The sequence below is a fragment of the Sphingobacterium sp. HJSM2_6 genome, from assembly GCF_049316305.1.
GTDB lineage: Bacteria > Bacteroidota > Bacteroidia > Sphingobacteriales > Sphingobacteriaceae > Sphingobacterium.
Map to the genome: position 1 here is coordinate 61564 of NZ_JBMOXB010000001.1, position 21402 is coordinate 82965.

Sequence of the window (21402 nt, forward strand, 5' to 3'; positions counted from 1 at the left end):
AATTTTCTATTTGGCAAATTTTTTAGTTCCCATAACACATAAAATCACTCCAATTATTACAAATATCATGGATGAGTTTACTTTTTCTTGTAATAAAAGTGCCGATAATATTAACCCAAAAAATGGTTGCAGTAATTGCAATTGACCGACAAAAGCGATTCCACCTTGAGCCAAACCTTTATACCAAAATATAAACCCTATAAACATACTGAAAATAGAGACATAGCCCAGGCTTATTCCTGCATTAATACTTATGTGCTTAAAATTTAGCGGGAAATAATTATAAGTGCAAACAAGCATGACTGGTAAAGCCAAAATAAGCGCCCAAGAAATGACTTGCCAACCTCCCATTTGCTTGGTTAATTTTGTACCTTCTGCATAACCTAAACCACAAACAAGGACTGAAAGAAACATCAGAAAATCGCCTTTTAACGATGAGGATTCGCCATAGAAAACGGCATACGCAATGACCAAAACTGCTCCTAAACTTGAAAATAACCAAAATATAGGTTTTGGCGCATCCGCTCCACGCAGAATACCAAATACAGTCGCCGCAATGGGCAGTACACCTATGTATAGGATAGAATGAGCTGATGAAATATATTGTAACGCGAGAGCACTTAGTAAGGGAAAACCAATAATAACAGCACAAACGATAATAAGTAAAGACCCTAATTGATTTTTTGATGGCCGTTCGACCTTTAACAAAATAACCGCAAATAATGCCAAAAAGCCTGCAACTGAAGCTCTAAACACGGAAATAAAAATAGGCTCTAATTCTAAAACTGCAACTTTAGTTGCAGGTAATGATCCGCTAAATATGACAACGCCAATAAATCCATTTATCCAACCTTGTAGTTCATTTTCTTTTGATCTATCCATTTGTTTATGTTAAGATAGTTCAAAGTTCCATAATCACAATCAATGAATACAGTTACAGTTTTTTATATTTGTATGGACACAGTTTATAAATTGGATGAAAAAAAAATTTTTATATGTTGAATTAGCGGATAATATTTCAGAGAAAATAAAGGCTGCTGTATTTAAACCAGGAGATAAACTCCCTTCCATCAGAAGCCTTAGTCTCGAAAACGGCATTAGCATCAACACGGCTAAAAGAATTTATCTAGAGCTCGAATCTTTATCATTAGTACATGCTAAAGCCCAATCGGGTTATTATGTGAGTCCACAAAATCCCCATAAACTACCATTGCCAGAGTCTAGCAGGCCTTTAGCAATCGCAGAGCATATTGAACCAAACGAAATCATTGACAAGGTTTATAGCTCCATGGGAAGGAAAGACTTAACGCTATTTTCATTTGGAGTACCCGCTGGAAATTTGTTACCCATAGCGAAACTAAAGAAAGAAATTGTCCTAGCCACTCGTACTTTAGGCGAAGGAGGAACGACCTATGAATCCATAGCGGGAAATTCTAAATTGAGAAGAATGATTGCTGCTCGATCTTTGGGTTGGGGCGGTAATTTGAACGAAAATGATTTGATAACCACGCATGGATGTATGCACGCTATCGCACTTTGTTTAATGGCATTAACAAAACCAGGCTACACGATTGGGCTTGAAAGTCCTTGTTATCCCGGCATATTGCAATTGGCGCTTAGCTTAGGATTAAAGGTGCTAGAAATTTCCACACATCCAGAAACTGGAATAGACCTCGAAGCCTTAAAAAACGTCATACCAAAAATAGACATCTGCTTGTTGGTACCCAATTACAATACACCTATTGGTTACTGCATGCCTGATGCTAATAAAAAAGAAGTGGTATCCTTGTTATCGACACATCACATCCCGCTGATTGAAGATGATACCTATGGGGATCTTCATTTTGGGGAAGTCCGACCAAAATGTTGCAAATCTTTTGATCTGGATGGAAACGTTTTATGGTGCAGTTCTATTTCAAAAACATTAGCTCCAGGTTACCGTGTGGGTTGGATATCGCCAGGAAAATATAAGGAGCAAATTTTAAAATTAAAATTAGTACATACTTTATCTTCTTCAACTATTATTCATGAAGCGGTAGGAAATTTTTTAATGTCTGGACGTTATGATCAACACCTGCGTAAATTACGCAAGACGTTAAAAGAAAATTACCACAATTATGTACAAATCATTGCTAATGATTTTCCCGAAGGCACCAAAGTTAGTCGACCACAAGGAGGACTCACTTTATGGATTGAATTTCCTAAACAGATGGATACCATCAAACTCTATAACTATGCTATGAAAAATAGTATCAGTATAGCTCCTGGAAGAATGTTTTCATTACAACATCAATATCAACATTGTATGCGATTATGTTTCGCTTTATCCTGGGATAAAGAAATTTCCCTCCATTTAAAACATCTTGGAAAACTGGCAAAAACACTTCTATAAACTGATTAATGAAGTGCTTAACGAAAATAAAAGTAGCCTCCAATATATCGGGTAATCGAAGGGCAATGCAACAATAAACATAAAAAACGATAGTTTTTAAGTAGGTATCGTATTTATATTATCGCATTTACTTTCTTGCAAAAAAAGTACTATTTCATACTTTCAAAGTGGTAAATTGAACATACTGTTGATTTACCCCTTTGCTTAAGTGAATATATACCTTTTTTAAGACTAAAGCTTATTGCATAAGACTCGATTTCAATTGTTTAATTTCCAAATTTACGAGCGGTCAATTTAACATTATTTGTTAAAACTAAATCTTGCGCTGATCGGCCTAGTGCGATTTGATAATTGCCACCTTTTATGGTCCATTGTTGTATTTTATCATTAAAATTCGCCAGCAATCGAGGATCAGCGGTAATGGTTATCACTTGCTGCTCACCAGGATTAAGCTCTACACGTTCAAAACCAAGTAGGTGTCTTTTGATTTCGCCTGAAGCATTCGTTAAGTATACTTGTGGCACATCAGCACCTCTGGTTTTGCCGGTATTTGTAACCTTAAAACTTGCTTTTACACTATTTCCACCTTCTACTTTTAAATCACTGTATGAAAATTGGGTATAACTTAAACCATGTCCGAAAGAATACATCGGTTCAAGGTTCTTTTTTGCATACCACCTATACCCAACATCAGCACCTTCATGATAATTTATGGTTGTAGGGGTGCCCCAAGGAGTTCCTAAACCAGCAAGTTCTGGCCTTGGTGTTTGGTCTAGACTTAAAGGAAAGGTAATGGGAAGTTTTCCTGAAGGATCTATTTTGCCTGTTAAAATTTCTGCAATAGCTGTGCCTCCGGCTTGTCCAGGGTACCAGGCCTGCACTATTGCTTTAACCTTGTTTCGCCAAGGCATGGATGAGGCATTCCCCGTTTCAAGAACGACAATAGTATTGGCATTGGTTTCACTAATTTCACTAATTAAAGCATCTTGTCCCCATGGTAATGCTAAATCCGTCAGGTCATAGCCTTCACCTTCTACACGCACAGCAAACACCAGGACGAGGTCCGCATTTTTTGCTGCCAATTTAGCTTCCGCAATGGTGTAACCGGGGTCAAAATCAATGCTTGCATTGGGCATAAGTTTTTTCAATTCTTCCATTGGTGAACTCGGTAATAGAAATAGCGTTCTTCCATTACTTAATACACCTGGACCGCCAATATTAATTTGTGATACAAAGCCTCCAATGGGTAATACCGCCCCTGAACCTGTACCACATATCACCCCTTTATGCGCAAAGCCACCGATCACAGCAATTTTTAACGGTTTTTGCGAATCCAAAGGGAGTATTGCCTCATTTTTTAGTAGTACAATTCCTTGACGTGCCACGTCGAGTGCTATTTGATGATGTTTTTTAACATCAACAGCAACACGGTCATGCCAATCGTCAACCCCAACAGCATACATGGAACGCAAAATTCGAACAACCATTTCCGAAAGTCGCTTTTTGGGAAATTTACCAGCTTTGTAGGCTGTTTTTAAGGAATCGGTAAATGCTTCTGCACCCCACTGCATTATATCTAATTGAATACCGGACTCTTGATCAAGCCCTTTAAGTGCGAAATCCCAGCTTGGTACAGCTCCCCAATCGGACATCACCCATCCTTTATAGTTCCATGTGTCTTTGAGAATATCATTTAATAAATAATTACTTCCGCCAGCATAAACACCATTAACTTTATTGTATCCGCTCATAATAGATCCTGGAGAGGATTGCTCTATCGCAATTTGGAATGCCAGTAAGTCAGATTCACGATGTGCCACCGGATCAATAATGGCATCAAGCCAATGACGATTGGTTTCATTACTATTTAGGGTATAATGTTTTAAGGTGGAAATTACTTTTTGTTTTTGAATCCCATTGACTGCATTTGCGCCGAATAAAGCGGTAGCATAAGGATCTTCAGAATAATATTCATAGTTTCTTCCATTTCGAGCATCCCGAATGAGATTGATTCCACCTGCAAGCAATATATTAAATCCGCGAACCCTTGCTTCTAATGCCAAGGCTTCCCCCTGTGTATAAGCTAGTTTAGGATTAAAGCTTGCTCCCGTTAAAATCGATGCAGGCATTGCTGTAGCTCCCTGATCATCGGGGCGATAGCCTGGATTCGTAACCCCCATACTGGCATCACTGCTTTGTAATGCTGGAATTTGTAATCGAGGTATGCCTGCCGTATAACCGGCACTCATCGCAACCCCTTCAGGAATTCGTGGATCCTTTTCAATTCCAATACCTGGAACCCTACCAATAACACTTATGATCAGGGAAAACCGTTCATCATCAGTCATTTTTTTCTCCGTTTCTCTTGCTCTAGCATCTGGTGTTTGCTGTTGTGCCGAAACGTGAAGACTATGGAATAAAAACAAATAGCAAAAGCAGTGAAAAATGCTGAATCGACTGCATTTAATTAGGTTAATAGTTAGATTCATAGGTTAGATTTTACTACCTAAATTTAAATATTTACCCTGTAAAAAACAACTTATATGCTTGACTTTTATGAACTTATGATTTCATACCCTTATTTTACAGGCATAAATTTCATTCTTATAATTTTTGCTCGTTGAGTAACAGTAACAAAAACTGTCCGAAATTTTGCAAAACTGGATTAAGCCGACCCGTATTAAAACTTAGACTGATTGGAGTCGCTATACCGGGGCCTACCCCAAAACCGCTTAAAGAATAAAAGATTGGTGGTCGTCCTTCTTTACCTCTTATCCAAGTCTTCGCTCCTAATAACCCACCTACACCTACCGTTGCCTCCTTCCCGACCTCATTTTGATAAGCGATATAGCTCATCGGTTTTAAATTAACTTTAACTTCATTAAACCTAAAATTTTTACCTTCTTGATCATTTGTCAATTCACCAATCATATATACCATATTATGAGGATATAAGCCTTCATTGCTCTTCAAATCCTCCTCGCTAAGTTGATAAAGATTGATCCGAATGGCTGTAGAATCGTTCACTATTTGAATATCCTCCACAACAAATGAATTGGCGCCAAGTTTATTGGCATTTTTCCAAAACAAATTGAATAACTTAATGATTTGTTGATTTTCTGCATGAGGAAAAGTTCCTCTTAAAGTGCCAATCTTTTGTTGCTGGGAAATAGGAAATGATTTCGTTAATAATTCAAAATTCTTTTCAGTAGATTTCTCTGAAATAGGTATTTGTTCCATAATTTCTACCTGCTGGCCGATAGCAAATGGCATAGAAAACAGTAGAAATGCGATGTTTAATAGAATTCGCTGCAGATTCATTTTTGCCTTGTTTTATAAGCTAATATATCAATAAATTAACAGCAATTTATTCAAACTAAGTAGATTATACAAAACAGCATAATACCCTAGAAATGGTCAAGAATCTTCGATCGGAACGATGCTGGTTTTTCTACAATCCAAATCCATCGGCGTGTTCTTCTACCTGTAGGAACGGAGAACGTATTATTATTTCAATCAAGTACATGATATTTGCATGGGTTCATCCTTATTATATTTAATCCTGTACATCCCATAAAAAAAAGGTGCCATCTGTTCTGATTAATGATAATTTTTGATGGGAAACCTGTTTTACCCAATGCTAACCTTGTAAATAATGGAGGAAGTAGAAAACCATTTCTGGTCATTTTTGCCAATACGCCTGCCTATTTTTTAATCTGCCCAATTAAACTTTTATTGGTTTTAGTTGTTTCAATGATCAATTAATTTATCCGATCTTGAACGCATATAAACCATAAAACGATAATTCCTTAACTCCCTATTGAATTGTAGACGAATCTCATCCATTAGCTCAACAAATAGAAATGATTTTTGAAGCTAAAATTCTGAGAAAGTTTGAACGTGAAGATGGCAAAATTGCACATATTGAATTGCTATTGGACGATTCAGTCTTGATGAAAAGTGATAGTATTGAAAATTATCCAGCCCAAATAAGTATCCTTCACTATTATTTTTAGGATCTGATTAAGACATTTGAAAAAGCCATCAACCTTGGCTGCCAAGAAATAGAAAAACCTATTCATAAGGAGGGAGATCACTATACAAGAGGATCTTTTGATGATTGCGCAGGTAATTATTGGGCTGTAAGTACGCAAATTTAATACATGGGATTAAAATGTTCTTTCTGCAGTGATCACTTAGTCCAGTTTTCCCTTTACTCCTATGGATCAAGAACAGGTGCCTATCCCCTCAAATGCTGAGTTAACAATCAATTCCACATCCTTTAGCATTACCCGTAGATTCGAACATTACATCATGGAACAGTTAAGCTATTAGAGCGTTGAAGCACACTGCATAGCAGGTAATACTACCTGCAAATTAACACGGCAACCCGATATGCCCAAGCAATGAAAATCTACCTAGAATTGATAGCCAGCTAGTCAATAAATCAACTACACTGGCTAATCTCCATTTTAATCAAACTTTGGTCCTTGTATGACAGTATCTAGCCATTGAATTCTTTTTGCGATAAAATTTCTAACAAAATCCACATAGCCTTGATGGGTGTCATGGGTAAACCAACTTTGATTGATATTTTCTCCTAGTACATCCCATTTTTTAAAGTTATAGGGTTGACTGTAGGATATTAATTTCGCTTGTTGGTCGATGTATTGTGGAAGGTTTTGTAATCCTGCTTTTACTTCAATCCAACGACTTCTAACTAATTTTTTAAATGCTGGATCATCCTTTAATACGTCAATCCAAGCTCTTGGGTTATGCGCATGTTCCAGCATGAGTTTTTCTTGATAATCATTTAAGCGACGATCATTATTAAAGCCAAGGTCAAAGTCCCATACTGGACCAACATATATTTTAGGATCTGCATTGCTTTTTTTATACATACGCATACTCCAAAACATATCAGTATTACCGCAAATCTCATTGGCTAGGTAATAATTTACAAAACTTGTTAAATCGAAATAATCTTGATAATCGGTATTAACTTGATCGCCAATTTGAAATAAACTATTTTCAAATGTTGCAAAATGATCTTTTATATAATCATACTGTGTGCTAGTGATTTCATCTTCATCCGGAAACTTTACCGTGATAGGAATATTCTTTGCTGTAACAAAATGTACCGGTTCTTGAAAGGCATAACCATCTTGTTCCAAGATGTAACCACCATTTTCTTCATCGATAGGAACCCGATGACTGCCCTCTTTGATATGTTCTGTCAGGGTATAATTACCTTGGTACTCGCCATTTAAAAAGAATTCTACATATTTTTGGCGAGGCGAATATGCTACCCCTACACGCCTACTTACTTCAAAAGCAATATCATTTCTCAATAAAGATTGATCTCCATAATTGGCCATCAAAGCCCAGCTTTTATCGGAAGGCATTCCTAATAATTCCGCCTTTTTATCAAGTTTTATACGATACGGTTTTTTAGGCATACCCCAGGTAGAATTACCTCGACCTTTTACTTCAGTTACACCTTCATACAATACCTTACCTTCAAACCCACGAGTTATTTTTAATTGACCTGTGACATAATCTTCCTTGTTGACAATAGGTTTTCCATCGGTAAATAAATATACAGCAGGCAATCCAGTGTCTATAAATTTGACGGTATAGCTTTTACTTTCACCATTTTCTGCGACCACCTCATACTTAATGGGTTTGGAAAAATCGACCGTATTAACTTTACTTTTTTGTTCGACTTGATTGACGAGCACCTTGACCCCCGTATGTTCAAATTCTGGAATTAAAGCTCCCACATAGGTATCTTTCATGGTGCGTGCAAATATGGTATCTCCAATGATCTCCGTCTCTATATCAAACCATAGATGCGCATGGGCCTCCTTTTTTAACAAAAATTTGCTTAAGGTGTGCTCCCCAGATAATTCAGGAACAATCGCTTTTTCCGTAGTACATCCAATAAATTGGATGCTGATAAAGCTGAATAGAATAAAACGTAAAATTGTAAATGTTTTATACATGAATTTAAAGTTTATTGGTTTATCATTGAAAAAAGGATACTAAAACATAACATTTTAACATCCAATAAGTAAGATAATTAAATATTTTTTTATTTAATTATCTTAATGAATTTATTTTGCCAAATGAGCTGTATCCGTAGTTTCTTGCCTATGAAACATCCATAAATAACGCTTACTTGGGTAATTCAATGAGGAATATGGTTCCATTTCCTTCATTATTTTCTACCCAAATTTTCCCTTGATGTTCTGCTATGATTTGTTTGCAAATGTATAATCCCAATCCAAAAGATTGTTCTCCAGAAGTTCCCTCTCTTCTATTTTGTGGATCTAGTTCGAATATGGAAGCTTTAAAAGCTGCTGGAATTCCAATGCCTTTATCGGCAATTTTTATCAGAACAAATTGTTTGTTCAAGTCAATGACCGCAAGCGTGATATGACTATATGGAGCACTGAATTTAATGGCATTACTAATCAAATTATGTAAAACCCGTCTCATTTTTTCTCGATTTAAGGCAATACTTACTGGATCAGTTTGGAGAATAAATTGCAGCTGTTTTTCATCTGCTTTAAATTGAAATAACTTGGCTGTTTCCTTTACTAATTCATCTAATTGAACATTCGATTTGTTTAACTGATATTTATCCGAATTCAGGTTCAACAAATCACTTATCGTTTCTAATGCATCATGATTTGAGGTGTCTAATAAACGGATCATCATGCGCTCATCATCGCTTAAATTTTCATTTTGAACCAATACCGCATTGACACTCATAGAACCTGCAATGGCACCTCGTAGATCGTGGGCTAACACTTTCAATATCCAAGCGTTTTCTCCTTGGCTTTTTTCTAATGCTACTAAAGTGTTTTGTAACTGCACATTTTGGACGGAAATCTTTTGGTTTAATGCCTTTAATTTTATCCTACTATAAAATATCCAACCAAGAATAAATAACAGGATTATGGATATGACAACTGTCCACATAATTTTTCGCTCGGATTGCAGCATTTTTTGGACTGTTACCTGAGGAAGTATGGATGTAATTTCAATTTTATGAAGCTTAGAACCATAGAATTTCGCATTATCCATCGCCTGATTCAAAAAGAAAAAAGCGTTGTTTACATCTCCATTTTGAAATAATTGTTCTCCAATTTTTATTATTGCTGGGGTTTCTTTGGTTGCAGTTCTAACGTCATAAATAGCTGCTAATAGGAGTAAATTCGTGCGTCTTTCATCTGTATACAAATCACTATACATATATGCTATCCGTGCTGCTTTATGAGGGGACTCCTGATAATATGCGTTTAAAAATTGGATGTATTTCTGGTAATTTTTCGAACTAGCCGACCTTTCAGCATCTGGAAACATACCTATCAGTTCTACCTCATACAATTGTGGGTTTGCATATCGTAATGCGGAATCTCGAAAGATCGCTTCTTTATGACTATATTCTGGAGCATATAATTGATCATTTATCGAAGTTTTCATAGCCCAATTTAACCAGGTCTGTAGGTGATAATATTCAAATTTATGGTCTTGAAGTTCATTGGTAATATCAATCAGGGAAAGACATTCGTCGGCTTCCTTAAATATTCCGGATGAAATCAAGATGGTTGACATTCTAAGTCTTGCTGAATTGATTTTTCGTTGATCCCTTAATTGCTCTGCAAGCTTAATTAATCGATCCCCTATGACCAATGCCGAATCTCTTTGATAAGAAATATATTCATCTAATAATTGGGATTGGATCAGATACCTACTAGCAAGATTAGTTTTTGGAATTTTTATTAAATCTATTCGTAATTTTTCAATGTTTGATTCTTTTAGATTATCGTATTTGGCCTTATTATTCAATTCTTCTTTGAGAACTTTTATTAAGCTATCCTGCTCTCTACTGGCAACAGCCATCGAGGGAATAATCATACAGGCTATAAAAATATAGATATAGGTAGGTACTAATAAAAATTTGAAAACTCTGGGGAGCATGAAATATAGTTGGTTACACGCTAAATATAATATTTTTTTTATAAAGTTGGTGATAAGCTATATTTTCTAGGTTTACGAAAATATAGGTAATGGAGCTGAAAAGTTTTTGTATAATATGGCATAATTCCAGGTATAGCATTCTATTCATCCGAAAAAAACAGGCAATTTGTTAAGAATTAAAACCCTTAAAGATTGCACACCCATCAAAAAAAAACCTTCCTAATGTATTAAAAAACAAAGAAATACAATAAATATTAAAATACTCTATAAATCTAGTAGACTTTATTAAAATTATACTATATTTGAAAAAAAATAATCAAACTATCCAAATTCTATGATTAACAGGATTACAAAGAAAAACAATGATTACCAACAAAATCTGGATTTATTAAGCCTATACTGCTTGCACTATCGAATGCGAATGCAAAGATCATTTCAATAATACCGATCTGCTAATCGGATAAAAAAATAGGGAAGATAAACTTCCCTAAGCTTAATACATCAGGAAAGTTCTCAATTGGCGTTGGCACCTTCCTAAATGTTTCACATTAAACTCAATAAATATATGAAAAATTATAGAGTATGGGCATACTCTACCCTTATTGTGCTGTTTTTAATTCAGTATCTTCCACTTGCAGCGCAACAAACAGAACCCATTATAAACGCCTCGCTTCGAGGAAAAATTATAGATTCCAAATCGAAATATCCGATTGAAGGAGCGACCATTCAATTAAAAGCAGTTACACATGCCGTTAAAACTGATCGTGATGGAAATTTCCAATTCGTGACCGGTCAAAAACTACCTTTTGCAATTACCATTTCATTTGTAGGTTATCAATCCAAGGATTTGGTCGTGGAGACCTCTCCCATAACGATCGAACTTGAGGAGATCGCTTCAGATTTAGAAGAGGTGGTTGTTGTAGGCTATGGCCAACAAAAAAGGGCAAATCTTACAGGTTCTGTTGCAAGCTTGGACGGAATAACATTAGCCAACAGACCCATTACCAGTTCTACGCAAGCATTGCAAAATTTACCAGGTGTCTACAGCAATCAGACGAAAGGTAGACCAGGAGCTGATGGAGCAAGTATTCGAATTCGCGGCCTTGGAACGTTAAACGATAATAACCCTTTGGTCTTGGTCGACGGAATCGAATATGACTTGAATAAAATAAACCCAAATGACATCGAATCTATCTCCGTATTAAAAGATGCTGCTTCAGCTTCCATATATGGAAATAGGGCCGCTAATGGAGTCATATTAGTTACAACTAAAAAAGGCGTGAAAGGCATTTCATCGGTAGATTATTCCGCATATTTTGGGTCGCAATCGGCCACGCAGTTTCCTGATGTAGTAACCAATACGGTAGATTATATGATCGGAAGAAACCAAGCCTTAGTCAATGAAGGGAAAGCCAAAGAGTATACAGATGCCCTAATCGATGAATTTAGAACGAATCAAGACGATTACATTTATGCAAACACGGATTGGATGAAAGTGATGTTTCGGAATGCCCCGATCCAAGATCATAACCTCCGCTTTTCTGGTGGTTCGGAGAAAACAACCTATGCGGTTTCGTTAGGCTACTTAAACCAACAAGGTATATTAATGGAAACTTCAGGAGAACGATATTCGATTAATTCCAATATACAAAGTGAAATTAGAAATTACTTGAAGATTGGTGCCTCGCTATTAGGAAATTATGGCCTTAATAAGGAAAGTGCCTATACTGCGGATGAAGGTAATGGAGAAGGTGGCATACTCGGTTTAACTTATAGGGCCTTGCCTTTCCAAGTTCCCTATGCACAAGACGGCACTTATGCTGATCAATGGATTCGTGTTCCAGGACACAACTTTTTTAGAAATACAGTTGCCTTATCGAAGGAGGGTTTTCGGAAAAATAACAGCCTTGGCCCCTTGGCCAATTTGTTTTTAGAATTTAAATTACCCCTTAACATCACTTATAAAACAACCCTAGGTGCAAATCTCAATTATGGCTTAGAAAAATACGTTTATCCCTCAATCAACTTGACTAATCCCAAAACAGGAGCTATAACCCCTATCGGAAATACCCCCGTTCGCGGTATTCGGCAAATTAGTAACAACAGGTTAAACTTAACGAATTTTCACACCCTAAATTGGGTTAAAACATCTGCGACTCATGATATTAATATTTTGGCTGGGTTTAGTTGGGAAAAATTTGATCATGGAAATTTCTCGGCATACAATCAAGGTTATTTAAGTAATGAATTAACCGAATTAAATGCTGGAAGTACATCTCCTCAAGTTACTGGAACTTCAACTATCAATAAGCTACTTTCCTATTTTGGTCGTATAAATTATGCTTATCAGAACAAGTATTTAATAGAAAGTAATTTCAGATACGATGGTTCCTCAAAATTCGCGAAGGGCAAGCGATGGGGTTTCTTTCCCTCGGTTTCTGCTGGATATCGAATTAGTGAAGAAGAATTCTTTAAGGAAATTCCTGCGATTTCAAACCTCAAAATTCGGGCTTCTTATGGAAGGTTAGGAAATCAATCTATTCCAAATTTCAGCTTTGTCAACTCCTTTGGTCTAGGGGAAAATTATTCCTTCAATGGCAATTTAGTCTCAGGTGCGGCTGTAAAACAAATTGCAGATCCTAATATCACTTGGGAAACAACGACGATTACGAATATCGGATTGGAGTCTGCTTTTTTAACGAATAAATTATCCTTGGAATTCGATTGGTTTACTAAAACTACCTCCAATATTTTAAGACAAATCACCATTCCTAGTCAAGTCGGAAATCTAACAGGGCCCTATAAAAATATTGGAACGGTCAATAATAAAGGTGTGGAATTAATTGTTGGTTATAAAGATAAGCTGGGTGATCTACTCCTTTCCATTCAAGCGAATGGCTCATGGATTGCAAATGAAGTAATCGATATCAAAAAGCAAGTTTATTATGCTGGAAATACCATCATCCAAGAAGGAAATTCCATTAATTCATTTTATGGCCTTCAAACACTTGGTATTTTCCAAAATGAGGAAGAAATAGCTTCCAGTGCCTTTCAATCTGCAGGTACAAAACCTGGGGATTTGCGCTACGCAGACCTTGATGGCAATGATAGAATTGATAATAATGACCGAACCATTATTGGAAATAGCTTACCAAAATTGACCTATGGATTTAATGTAGGGTTTGGGTATAAAAACTTTGATTTATCAGCTATATTTCAAGGAGTAGGAAAGGTAGATACCTATTTGACGGGGAACTTAGCTTTTCCATTTAAAAATGGAGCTGGTGTAACCAAAGAATGGCTAACAGATGCTTGGACTCCTGAAAATCCAAATGCATCGTTACCTCGTTTAACGACCTCCAATGGCTATCCATTAAATTTTCAAACTTCTAGCTTTTGGATTAGAAATGCCTCCTATTTAAGGATGAAAAATATTCAGTTAAGTTATCAAGTAAACAAAAACACTTTGGACCCTTTCGGGATTAAAGGCTTAACGGTTTTTGTCAATGCTCAAAATCTGTTAACCTTTACTGACTTTAAATTTTCTGATCCAGAACGAAATCTTACAAGAGCGGATTTGATTGAGTATCCAAATACCAAAACAGTTTCCGCAGGTATAAACTTATCCTTATAGAAAATAATCATGAAAAGAACTATCATTTTATTAAGCAGTATTATTTTTTGCTCTTCTTGCGATTCCTATTTGGATATCGTTCCTACCGATCGGTTCACGCAAGAAACCTATTGGAATAGCCAGCAGAAAGTTGAAGCCGCATTGGTTGGAGCCTATTCCGTTTTAAGTAATGGGAATTCGTTCTATTCTGCAGGAAACATGGTGTATTTGGACGCATTAACTCCAAACACCTATCAATACAATAACGACATAAATCTTATCTCTAGAGGCCTGCATGATGCAAATACTGGTCGTTTTAATTCCACATGGAATCAAAGCTACGAAGGCATAGGACGTGTAAATAATATCTTAGCAAATACCGACGACATAGATTTTGATCAAAAAATAAAGGATCGGATAAAAGCAGAAGCCAAGTTTTTAAGAGCCTTATATTATTTCCCCTTATGGAATTTATATCAAGGTGCTCCATTAATTTTAGATCCTCCCAATTTAGAAACTCAAGGTAATTTGAATAGAAATTCTGCTGATGAAATTTATGTGCAAATTATTAAAGACTTAGATGAAGCTTCAGCAGGTGCTTTAGCAAATAGTTATTCCGGTTCTGAAAAAGGGAGGGCAACACAGGGTGCAGTATTAGCTTTTAAAACTAGGGTATTACTTTATGCCTCTCAATGGCAAGAGGCTGCTGAAACAGCAAAGACCATTATTAATTCCAAAACATACGAGTTATTTAATGATTACAGAGCATTATTCTATTTAGAAAATGAAGGAAATAAAGAAGTCATATTTGATATTCAATATGCCTATCCTGAATTTACGCATTCATTAGATGTCTCTTTAGATCAACAGCTAGGCTCCTCCCCTTTACCTGATTTAATAAATGATTATTACGCAACGGATGGACAAGCCATCCACCTGTCTTCGGTCTATGACCCTCAAAAACCTTATGCCAACAGAGATCCTCGATTGCAAGCTACGGTCATTCTTCCTGGGACTACCTTCAAAGGAGCAACTGTCGCTGCTAACCAATACCCCAGTACGGGTGCTGGTCTAAAGAAATATACAATCTATAAAGATTTAGAAAAACCTATTTCAGTGCAAACCAGTGGCACCTCAGAACTGAATTATATAGTTCTTCGCTATGCCGATGTACTATTATCTTTTGCTGAAGCACAAAATGAATTCAGTGGACCGTCTGCAGAAATCTTCGATGCCTTAGATGCCATTAGAGTTCGTGCAGGCATGCCAAAATACAATAGGTCTTTAACAAAAGAACAATTAAGAAAGGAAATTAGGCATGAACGTAGAATAGAGTTTGCAGGTGAAGGTTTATACTATTTCGATATCCGAAGGTGGAATATAGCCCATGAACTATTAAACGGTGATGTGCATCATATTAATGGGAATCGAATAGATTCAAGAGCCTTCCAAAAAGATCGAGACTATGTATGGCCTATTCCATCTATAGCTATTCAATTTAATAACAATTTAACTCAAAACCCTAATTATGGAAAGTAATAAAAACAAAATAATCAAGGAAAACATTAAATTCTTAGGCTTTTTTCTTTTGGTCATGCTGTTTCATGGGCACCAACTTGCTGCCCAACAAGAGCCTGCTAGAAAACCTAATCTCATATTTATCCTAGCAGATGATTTAGGTTATGGAAACATTAGTGCATTTAATCCAAACTCAGTACTTAAAACACCAAATTTAGATCGATTAACCAATCAAGGAATAAAATTCACGAGATTTTATTCTGGGAATACGGTTTGTGCTCCATCTCGATGTGCCCTAATGACGGGTAAGCATATGGGAACAGCATATATACGGGGCAATTCCAAAGCTAAAGATGGTAAAGGGGCATTGAGGCCTGAGGATTTAACCCTATCAGAAATTCTGAAGAAATCTGGCTATACAACTGGCATGTTCGGTAAATGGGGTTTAGGGGATGTTGAATCTAAAGGTGCACCTCATCTTAAAGGTTTTGATCAATTTTATGGGTATTTGGACCAATCACATGCGCATGATTATTATACCGATAGCTTATATGAAATTAGAAACGGTATTACGCAAGTGGTGAATGTGAGCAATCAAGAATATACTCAAGATTTAATTTTAAATAAATCTATTGCTTTCATAAAAGAGCATAAAGATCAACCTTTCTTTCTTTACTTGCCTTTTACATTGCCACATGCAGAATTGATTGTTCCCAATGATCTTCTTAAAGAATTTCAACATAAAGATGGCTCTAGTGTATTCGGCGAAGAAGAATATTTCTCGAAAAAAGGAAATTATGATGATCAAGCGCAACCTCATGCCGCATTTGCGGCTATGGTCAAAAAATTAGATGATGATATCGGCAAAATTGTGCTTTTAATTGAAACATTAGGTTTAGAAGACGATACCTATATTTTCTTTAGTAGCGATAATGGCCCCCATCAAGAAGGTGGCGCAGATCCTGCATTTTTTAATAGTTGGGGACCATTGAGAGGCATAAAACGAGATTTGTATGAAGGCGGAATTCGTGTTCCACTCATTGTTAAAGTTCCTGGAAATAAAAACACGATTAATCAGGTAGACGAGGCTTGGGCATTTTGGGATATTCTGCCCACATTCACAGCGATTGCGAATGCGAATACTCCCAAAAATATTGATGGAATTTCTTTTTTAGAAACAATTAAAAAAGGTAATCAACAAAATAAGCATCAGGAACTTTATTGGCAATTCAATGAGAAAGGTGTTTTGAAAGAAGCTATTACTATGGAAAATTGGAAATTAATCCGATTTAAAGAAAAGGATAAAAAGGAAGTCTTGGAACTCTATGACTTAGCTACGGATATTGGAGAGCAAGTAAATATCGCAAATGCTCATCCCGATATAGTAAAGAAGCTTTATGCCCAAAGAAAAAAAGTTAAAAAAGATCCTGAAAATCCCAATTTCAATTGGTCTGATTTCGAAGATTAATATAAAAAAATAGGTTAAAGATTTAGCAATCTTTAACCTATTTTTTTTATACCTGTTTATTGAATTTACTTCTTTTCTACTTCCTTCTTTTCAGCTTCTTTCTTGTCTTCTTGAACCTGAATGGGTATTGGTTTAACAAATCTATTTTCTATTAAAATTTCTTGACCATTACTCAATTTCATATATATATCATTATACCTACCTCTCTTTACGAGGTTTAATAATTCACCTGACTCATTGGATAAACGATAGTGCTGTAGGCTTTGTATCATTAATGACATCTTTATTTTTTTGCCCTCTAATAGCCGATAAACACCAGAACGATCAAATTTAACCAACAGCTTGCGACCTTCATTATCAGCTATTTCAGTATTACCATTTAGTTTCGAATTCAAGGTTATTTCATAACCTTTTTCATCTTTTATCACTTTTTTACCTCCAAAACTAAATTTAAAGGTCATAGTATATTCTTTACCTTGATCGGTACTAAAATAAGTTTTATTAAAATTATTGCTTCGCGATTTTACCCAATTTCCTTTACTGCTGATGAACGAAAAATTCCCTTTTAAATCAGGTGCAACAGATATGTAATTAAATTCTTCATCGTATAATTCGAAACCTCCTGAAGGATTATTATCAAGAATCCAATAATCGTTTGGTGAGAAATTTAATAGCTGATCCTCTGCGAAAATTTGTAACCATTGAAATGTATTACCTAGTTGATTACCCAATATATCCTCATATACAGAGCTTAATAATTGGTTTGAAGCAACTCGGTAAAAAAATGCTTCATTTTCTAAAAGTTGTTGATGACTGGTATCTACCTGAATGATTGAACTCTTTGCAAGGGCTTGAATAGTTAGAGTCAGGGATACGCCTAGCAGCAGGCAATAATTAATTACTTTTCTCATGATAATCTTTAATTTCAATGGCCTAAACACCTGGTGAAATAAATACTGAATTTTAATAAAAGACCAAAATAAAAGAAAATAGTTTAATCCATTAGCAATAAAATGCGATAAAAAAATAAAAATAAACAAACACTCAATTAAATAACTATTATTATTGGAAAATACAAAGTGCTTGTTTAAAAGAAGGTTATGTGACTAAACCATTGATAGGCATCATAAGTCTAAAATTCGATCAATTTGTTTACATTATGAAAAATATCCCCTTCATCATTCTCAGTTTGTTATCTGTTTTACTAATTCATTCTTGTTCTGCGATAAAAGTATCGAACATAAAATCAACCGACTTAGAAATTATCAATCTTGGAATGAAAAAAGCAGTAGTTACTTCCATACTTGGACCAAAGTATACCATATCCAAAAAAAAGAAGGAAAATGGTAAAATCGTAGAAGTTATTTCCTATCGAAATTACCCTTATTATGAAAATGAACATTATCATTTTCGATTTGAAGACGGAAACTTAACGGAATGGCATAGGGAATTCGTACCCAACCTACTGCAGGAAAAAATTGTTAAAAAAGATATCTAGGCTAACTTTTGAAAATTAAATGGTTTGCTGATTATAGTGCATGGATTGTAGCCAATTTAAACAGCGATTGAACCATTCATCAAAACTTGGAGCAGTTAAAAAACCATGCTCTCCTTTGCTGTAAACATGTAATTCTACCGGCACTTTATGAATTCTTAATTGATCGAAAACTCGTAATGAATTTTCTACTGGAACAACTACATCATCCAAAGCATGGACTAAAAACATGGGAGCAGTTGCCGCATTGATTTGCTTCTCTCCCGAGAAAAATGCAATAGTTTCTTCACTTTCAAATTTCCCTAATAGATTCTTTTTAGACCCTTCATGCCCAATCCCTGTTTCAAAACTAGCCACTGGATTGACTAAAATAGCAAAATCAACTTTCAAGCTAGTCTGCTCTTGATTTTCAATCGCTGGATGTTGATCATGTACAGCCCCCATTAATGCTAAATGACCACCTGCTGAAAAACCCATCACACCTACCCTACTGCTATTAATTTTTCCAGATTTTGCAAGTTCCCTTGTCCTTTTAATAGCCATTTGAATATCTTGCAAGGGTGCAATTGACTGATTGACGGTATATTGCTCATTTGGCAATCGGTAATGCAAAACTAAGGCTGTATATCCTTCCTCCGCTAATTTTTTTGCCACCGCCGAACCTTCCCGTTCCGTCAATAAGACATGGTATCCTCCACCAGGGCAAATAATGATTGCAGTATGATTGTTTTTTGCAGCCTGCGGTTTAAATATCAGCATTTTTGGCTCCTTAACTTGCAGCGTAAGCTCACCCACCAGATCATCAGGTTTTTTGAATTCTGCTAAATCAGATTTCTTCGAATTGGGAACTTCTCCAATATAAACTGGAACGACTTCTTGTGCATGACTATTAACTATACTTAAACAACCTAAAAAGAAATATAAAAGATATGGGAAAGTGGATTTCATAAATATACTATTGGTTTAGAATGGACTATTTTTTTAACAATTTAAACTTTATTTTTTTGGAAAATATGTTGAATGTTTGATTTGTATTGTTGTGGGGTAATTCCTTTAATAAATTTGAACCGTCTATTAAAATTTGAGGTATTGTTAAATCCTGCTTCAAAACATATTTGCGTAATGCTTCTGGTGTTTTCCTCCAACAATTGACAGGCATAATTTACACGTAGTTCATTAATAAATTCTATCATGGTTTTTTTTGTCCTCGCTTTAAAGTATCGACAAAATGCCGATGGAGTCATATGTGCTTTGGAAGATATTTCTTCTAGATCTATTTCATTTTTAAAATTGTTCATGATAAACTCATAAATCGAACTCATTCTGATCGTATCATGATCGTTGATATTGGTCCAATATCCAGCTGAAGACAATAAAGAAACGTCCTGCGATTTCGATATTTCATCTAAAATTTTCAATAGATTGATCACACGGAATGCATCTGAACAATCCAGCATTTCTTCCATCAAGTCTACAATTTTTTTCCTGGAAGCTCCTTGAATTAAGACCCCTCGATTACTCAATTCCAATACCCCTAAAATAGATGTCATTTCTGGAATGCTAAAAAAAGAATCGCCAAAACAGGATTTACTAAAATGTACAACAATCGCATAAGGATGTGGTACAGTTGTACATTCAATTGCTTTTGATTCCCCAATTGCAGACTCTGAAGACCAAGCATGAGGAAGATTAGGTCCAAAAAATACTAAATCTAATTCTTCAAATAATGAAATACTTTTCCCAGCAATTCTTTTCCCGGAGGGGTATTTGATACATGTCAATTCATATTCCGCATGGTAGTGCCATTTGGTATCTAAAACATCCAAATAATCTTTCCTAATTTGAAAGGCAGTTCTATTACCTATAGGAGGTTTAGCATAAATGGGTTTCATACATGGTTATTTTAAATAGGTGTACCTGAAATACAAATTCAGTTTTGTATGCATGAATATACTTTAAAATTATCAAATTGCCTTACATAAATCAATTTCGTATAGATTTATGTAAAATCAATACCAAAAACCTCTTATAATTCTTTATAATTTTAACTTATGATTTCAACCAATAAACCATTATTAGAAAATTTTAAATTGATTGATGCCCATATTCATTTTTGGAACGTAAATTCCTTGCACTATCCATGGTTAATAACTGTTCCAGAACTAAACAAATCTTTTGAATTAAACGAATTTTACAAGGAAACAAAACAGGTACAAATCGATAAATTAATTTTTATTCAAGCCGAGTGTTTGCCAGAATTATATGTAAAAGAAATTGAATATATACAAGAACTAGCAGCATTAGACCCTAGAATTGTTGCCATTATCCCATATTTCCCACTAGAGGAAAAAGACGCCAAATCTTTATTAGAGAAATTAACAGAAAACACCCTAATTAAGGGTATTCGAAGGTTGGAAGAAGAGCCTATTACGCTGTATGGAAATACAGCGTTTATGGATAACTTCCCATTACTTGCCGAATTTAATTTGACTTTTGATTTAGGCATTAAAGCTCATCAACTAAATGCTGCGATACAATTAGTCGATAAATTTCCTCATCAGAAATTTATTTTAGATCATGCTGGAAAACCTCCAATAAAGTTCAAAGAAATCAATAATTGGAAATCCCAAATCAAAGCCCTAAGCAGCAATCCAAATGTTTATTGTAAATTATCTGGATTAATTACCGAATCTGATCTCATCAATTGGAAAGCGGAAGATTTGAAACCCTATGTTGACTACCTCTTGGAAATGTTCGGGACAAATCGAATAGCCTTTGGTAGTGATTGGCCTGTAGTAACTTTAGGAGCAACATACCAAACTTGGTTATCCTGTGCCTTTGAACTCTGTGATCATCTAAACAGTTCAGAACTACAGCAAATTTTTTATCAAAATGCCTTAGATTTTTACCAATTAGAATCTTAAAAA

At 35.4% G+C, this 21402-nt stretch carries 14 protein-coding genes; 6 read left to right on the forward strand and 8 right to left on the reverse strand.

The window, feature by feature from the left end:
• Positions 1–6: 6 nt before the first annotated feature.
• Complete coding sequence (locus ACFRAE_RS00285) at positions 7–882, reverse strand: DMT family transporter (protein ID WP_422795108.1); 876 nt, start codon at positions 880–882, stop codon at positions 7–9.
• Positions 883–976: 94 nt separating this feature from the next.
• Between ACFRAE_RS00285 and ACFRAE_RS00290 the strand changes: the two genes are divergently transcribed.
• Positions 977–2392, forward strand: a complete 1416-nt coding sequence (locus ACFRAE_RS00290) for a PLP-dependent aminotransferase family protein (protein WP_422795109.1) — start codon at positions 977–979, stop codon at positions 2390–2392.
• A 266-nt stretch (positions 2393–2658) separates the two neighbouring features.
• Here ACFRAE_RS00290 and ACFRAE_RS00295 read toward each other — a convergent pair whose 3' ends face one another.
• The 4 genes from ACFRAE_RS00295 to ACFRAE_RS00310 form a co-directional block, all read right to left on the reverse strand.
• Positions 2659–4881: a beta-glucosidase family protein gene (locus ACFRAE_RS00295; protein ID WP_422795110.1), complete on the reverse strand. Its 2223-nt coding sequence runs from the start codon at positions 4879–4881 to the stop codon at positions 2659–2661.
• Positions 4882–4996: 115 nt separating this feature from the next.
• Entirely contained in the window at positions 4997–5713 is a 717-nt protein-coding gene (locus ACFRAE_RS00300) for a hypothetical protein (protein WP_422795111.1), read from the reverse strand.
• 1151 nt (positions 5714–6864) lie between these two features.
• Complete coding sequence (locus ACFRAE_RS00305; protein ID WP_422795112.1) at positions 6865–8397, reverse strand: CotH kinase family protein; 1533 nt, start codon at positions 8395–8397, stop codon at positions 6865–6867.
• 172 nt (positions 8398–8569) lie between these two features.
• Positions 8570–10318, reverse strand: coding sequence for an ATP-binding protein (locus ACFRAE_RS00310; protein ID WP_422795113.1), 1749 nt, complete (start codon positions 10316–10318; stop codon positions 8570–8572).
• Positions 10319–10946: 628 nt separating this feature from the next.
• Here ACFRAE_RS00310 and ACFRAE_RS00315 point away from each other — a divergent pair.
• Genes ACFRAE_RS00315 through ACFRAE_RS00325 form a run of 3 tightly spaced genes read left to right on the forward strand, consistent with a single transcriptional unit; the run spans position 10947 to position 16980 of the window.
• Positions 10947–14015: a SusC/RagA family TonB-linked outer membrane protein gene (locus ACFRAE_RS00315; RefSeq protein WP_422795114.1), complete on the forward strand. Its 3069-nt coding sequence runs from the start codon at positions 10947–10949 to the stop codon at positions 14013–14015.
• 9 nt (positions 14016–14024) lie between these two features.
• A complete protein-coding gene (locus tag ACFRAE_RS00320) occupies positions 14025–15533 on the forward strand; it encodes a RagB/SusD family nutrient uptake outer membrane protein (RefSeq protein WP_422795115.1) in 1509 nt (502 codons plus the stop codon).
• Entirely contained in the window at positions 15523–16980 is a 1458-nt protein-coding gene (locus ACFRAE_RS00325; RefSeq protein WP_422795116.1) for an arylsulfatase, read from the forward strand. Before ACFRAE_RS00320 ends, ACFRAE_RS00325 begins: the two co-directional genes overlap by 11 nt.
• A gap of 65 nt (positions 16981–17045) precedes the next feature.
• Here the strand turns inward: ACFRAE_RS00325 and ACFRAE_RS00330 are convergent, their stop codons facing one another.
• Positions 17046–17891, reverse strand: a complete 846-nt coding sequence (locus tag ACFRAE_RS00330) for a hypothetical protein (protein WP_422795117.1) — start codon at positions 17889–17891, stop codon at positions 17046–17048.
• A gap of 248 nt (positions 17892–18139) precedes the next feature.
• On the opposite strand from ACFRAE_RS00330, the gene ACFRAE_RS00335 reads away from it, so the two are divergent.
• Complete coding sequence (locus tag ACFRAE_RS00335) at positions 18140–18478, forward strand: hypothetical protein (RefSeq protein WP_422795118.1); 339 nt, start codon at positions 18140–18142, stop codon at positions 18476–18478.
• 15 nt (positions 18479–18493) lie between these two features.
• Here ACFRAE_RS00335 and ACFRAE_RS00340 read toward each other — a convergent pair whose 3' ends face one another.
• Positions 18494–19423: an alpha/beta hydrolase gene (locus tag ACFRAE_RS00340; protein WP_422795119.1), complete on the reverse strand. Its 930-nt coding sequence runs from the start codon at positions 19421–19423 to the stop codon at positions 18494–18496.
• A gap of 41 nt (positions 19424–19464) precedes the next feature.
• Positions 19465–20367, reverse strand: coding sequence for an AraC family transcriptional regulator (locus ACFRAE_RS00345; RefSeq protein WP_422795120.1), 903 nt, complete (start codon positions 20365–20367; stop codon positions 19465–19467).
• Between the two features lie 159 nt (positions 20368–20526).
• Here ACFRAE_RS00345 and ACFRAE_RS00350 point away from each other — a divergent pair, with 159 nt between their 5' ends.
• A complete protein-coding gene (locus ACFRAE_RS00350; RefSeq protein WP_422795121.1) occupies positions 20527–21399 on the forward strand; it encodes an amidohydrolase family protein in 873 nt (290 codons plus the stop codon).
• Positions 21400–21402 lie beyond the last annotated feature (3 nt).

Bases quoted from the DNA above. Each gene is read 5' to 3' on its own strand.
- ACFRAE_RS00310 (WP_422795113.1), bottom strand. From the start codon at position 10,318: ATGATTATTCCCTCGATGGCTGTTGCCAGTAGAGAGCAGGATAGCTTA.
- ACFRAE_RS00325 (WP_422795116.1), top strand. From the start codon at position 15,523: ATGGAAAGTAATAAAAACAAAATAATCAAGGAAAACATTAAATTCTTA.
- ACFRAE_RS00290 (WP_422795109.1), top strand. From the start codon at position 977: ATGAAAAAAAAATTTTTATATGTTGAATTAGCGGATAATATTTCAGAG.
- ACFRAE_RS00335 (WP_422795118.1), top strand. From the start codon at position 18,140: ATGAAAAATATCCCCTTCATCATTCTCAGTTTGTTATCTGTTTTACTA.
- ACFRAE_RS00300 (WP_422795111.1), bottom strand. From the start codon at position 5,713: ATGAATCTGCAGCGAATTCTATTAAACATCGCATTTCTACTGTTTTCT.
- ACFRAE_RS00340 (WP_422795119.1), bottom strand. From the start codon at position 19,423: ATGAAATCCACTTTCCCATATCTTTTATATTTCTTTTTAGGTTGTTTA.
- ACFRAE_RS00350 (WP_422795121.1), top strand. From the start codon at position 20,527: ATGATTTCAACCAATAAACCATTATTAGAAAATTTTAAATTGATTGAT.
- ACFRAE_RS00295 (WP_422795110.1), bottom strand. From the start codon at position 4,881: ATGAATCTAACTATTAACCTAATTAAATGCAGTCGATTCAGCATTTTT.
- ACFRAE_RS00305 (WP_422795112.1), bottom strand. From the start codon at position 8,397: ATGTATAAAACATTTACAATTTTACGTTTTATTCTATTCAGCTTTATC.
- ACFRAE_RS00345 (WP_422795120.1), bottom strand. From the start codon at position 20,367: ATGAAACCCATTTATGCTAAACCTCCTATAGGTAATAGAACTGCCTTT.
- ACFRAE_RS00320 (WP_422795115.1), top strand. From the start codon at position 14,025: ATGAAAAGAACTATCATTTTATTAAGCAGTATTATTTTTTGCTCTTCT.
- ACFRAE_RS00285 (WP_422795108.1), bottom strand. From the start codon at position 882: ATGGATAGATCAAAAGAAAATGAACTACAAGGTTGGATAAATGGATTT.
- ACFRAE_RS00315 (WP_422795114.1), top strand. From the start codon at position 10,947: ATGAAAAATTATAGAGTATGGGCATACTCTACCCTTATTGTGCTGTTT.
- ACFRAE_RS00330 (WP_422795117.1), bottom strand. From the start codon at position 17,891: ATGAGAAAAGTAATTAATTATTGCCTGCTGCTAGGCGTATCCCTGACT.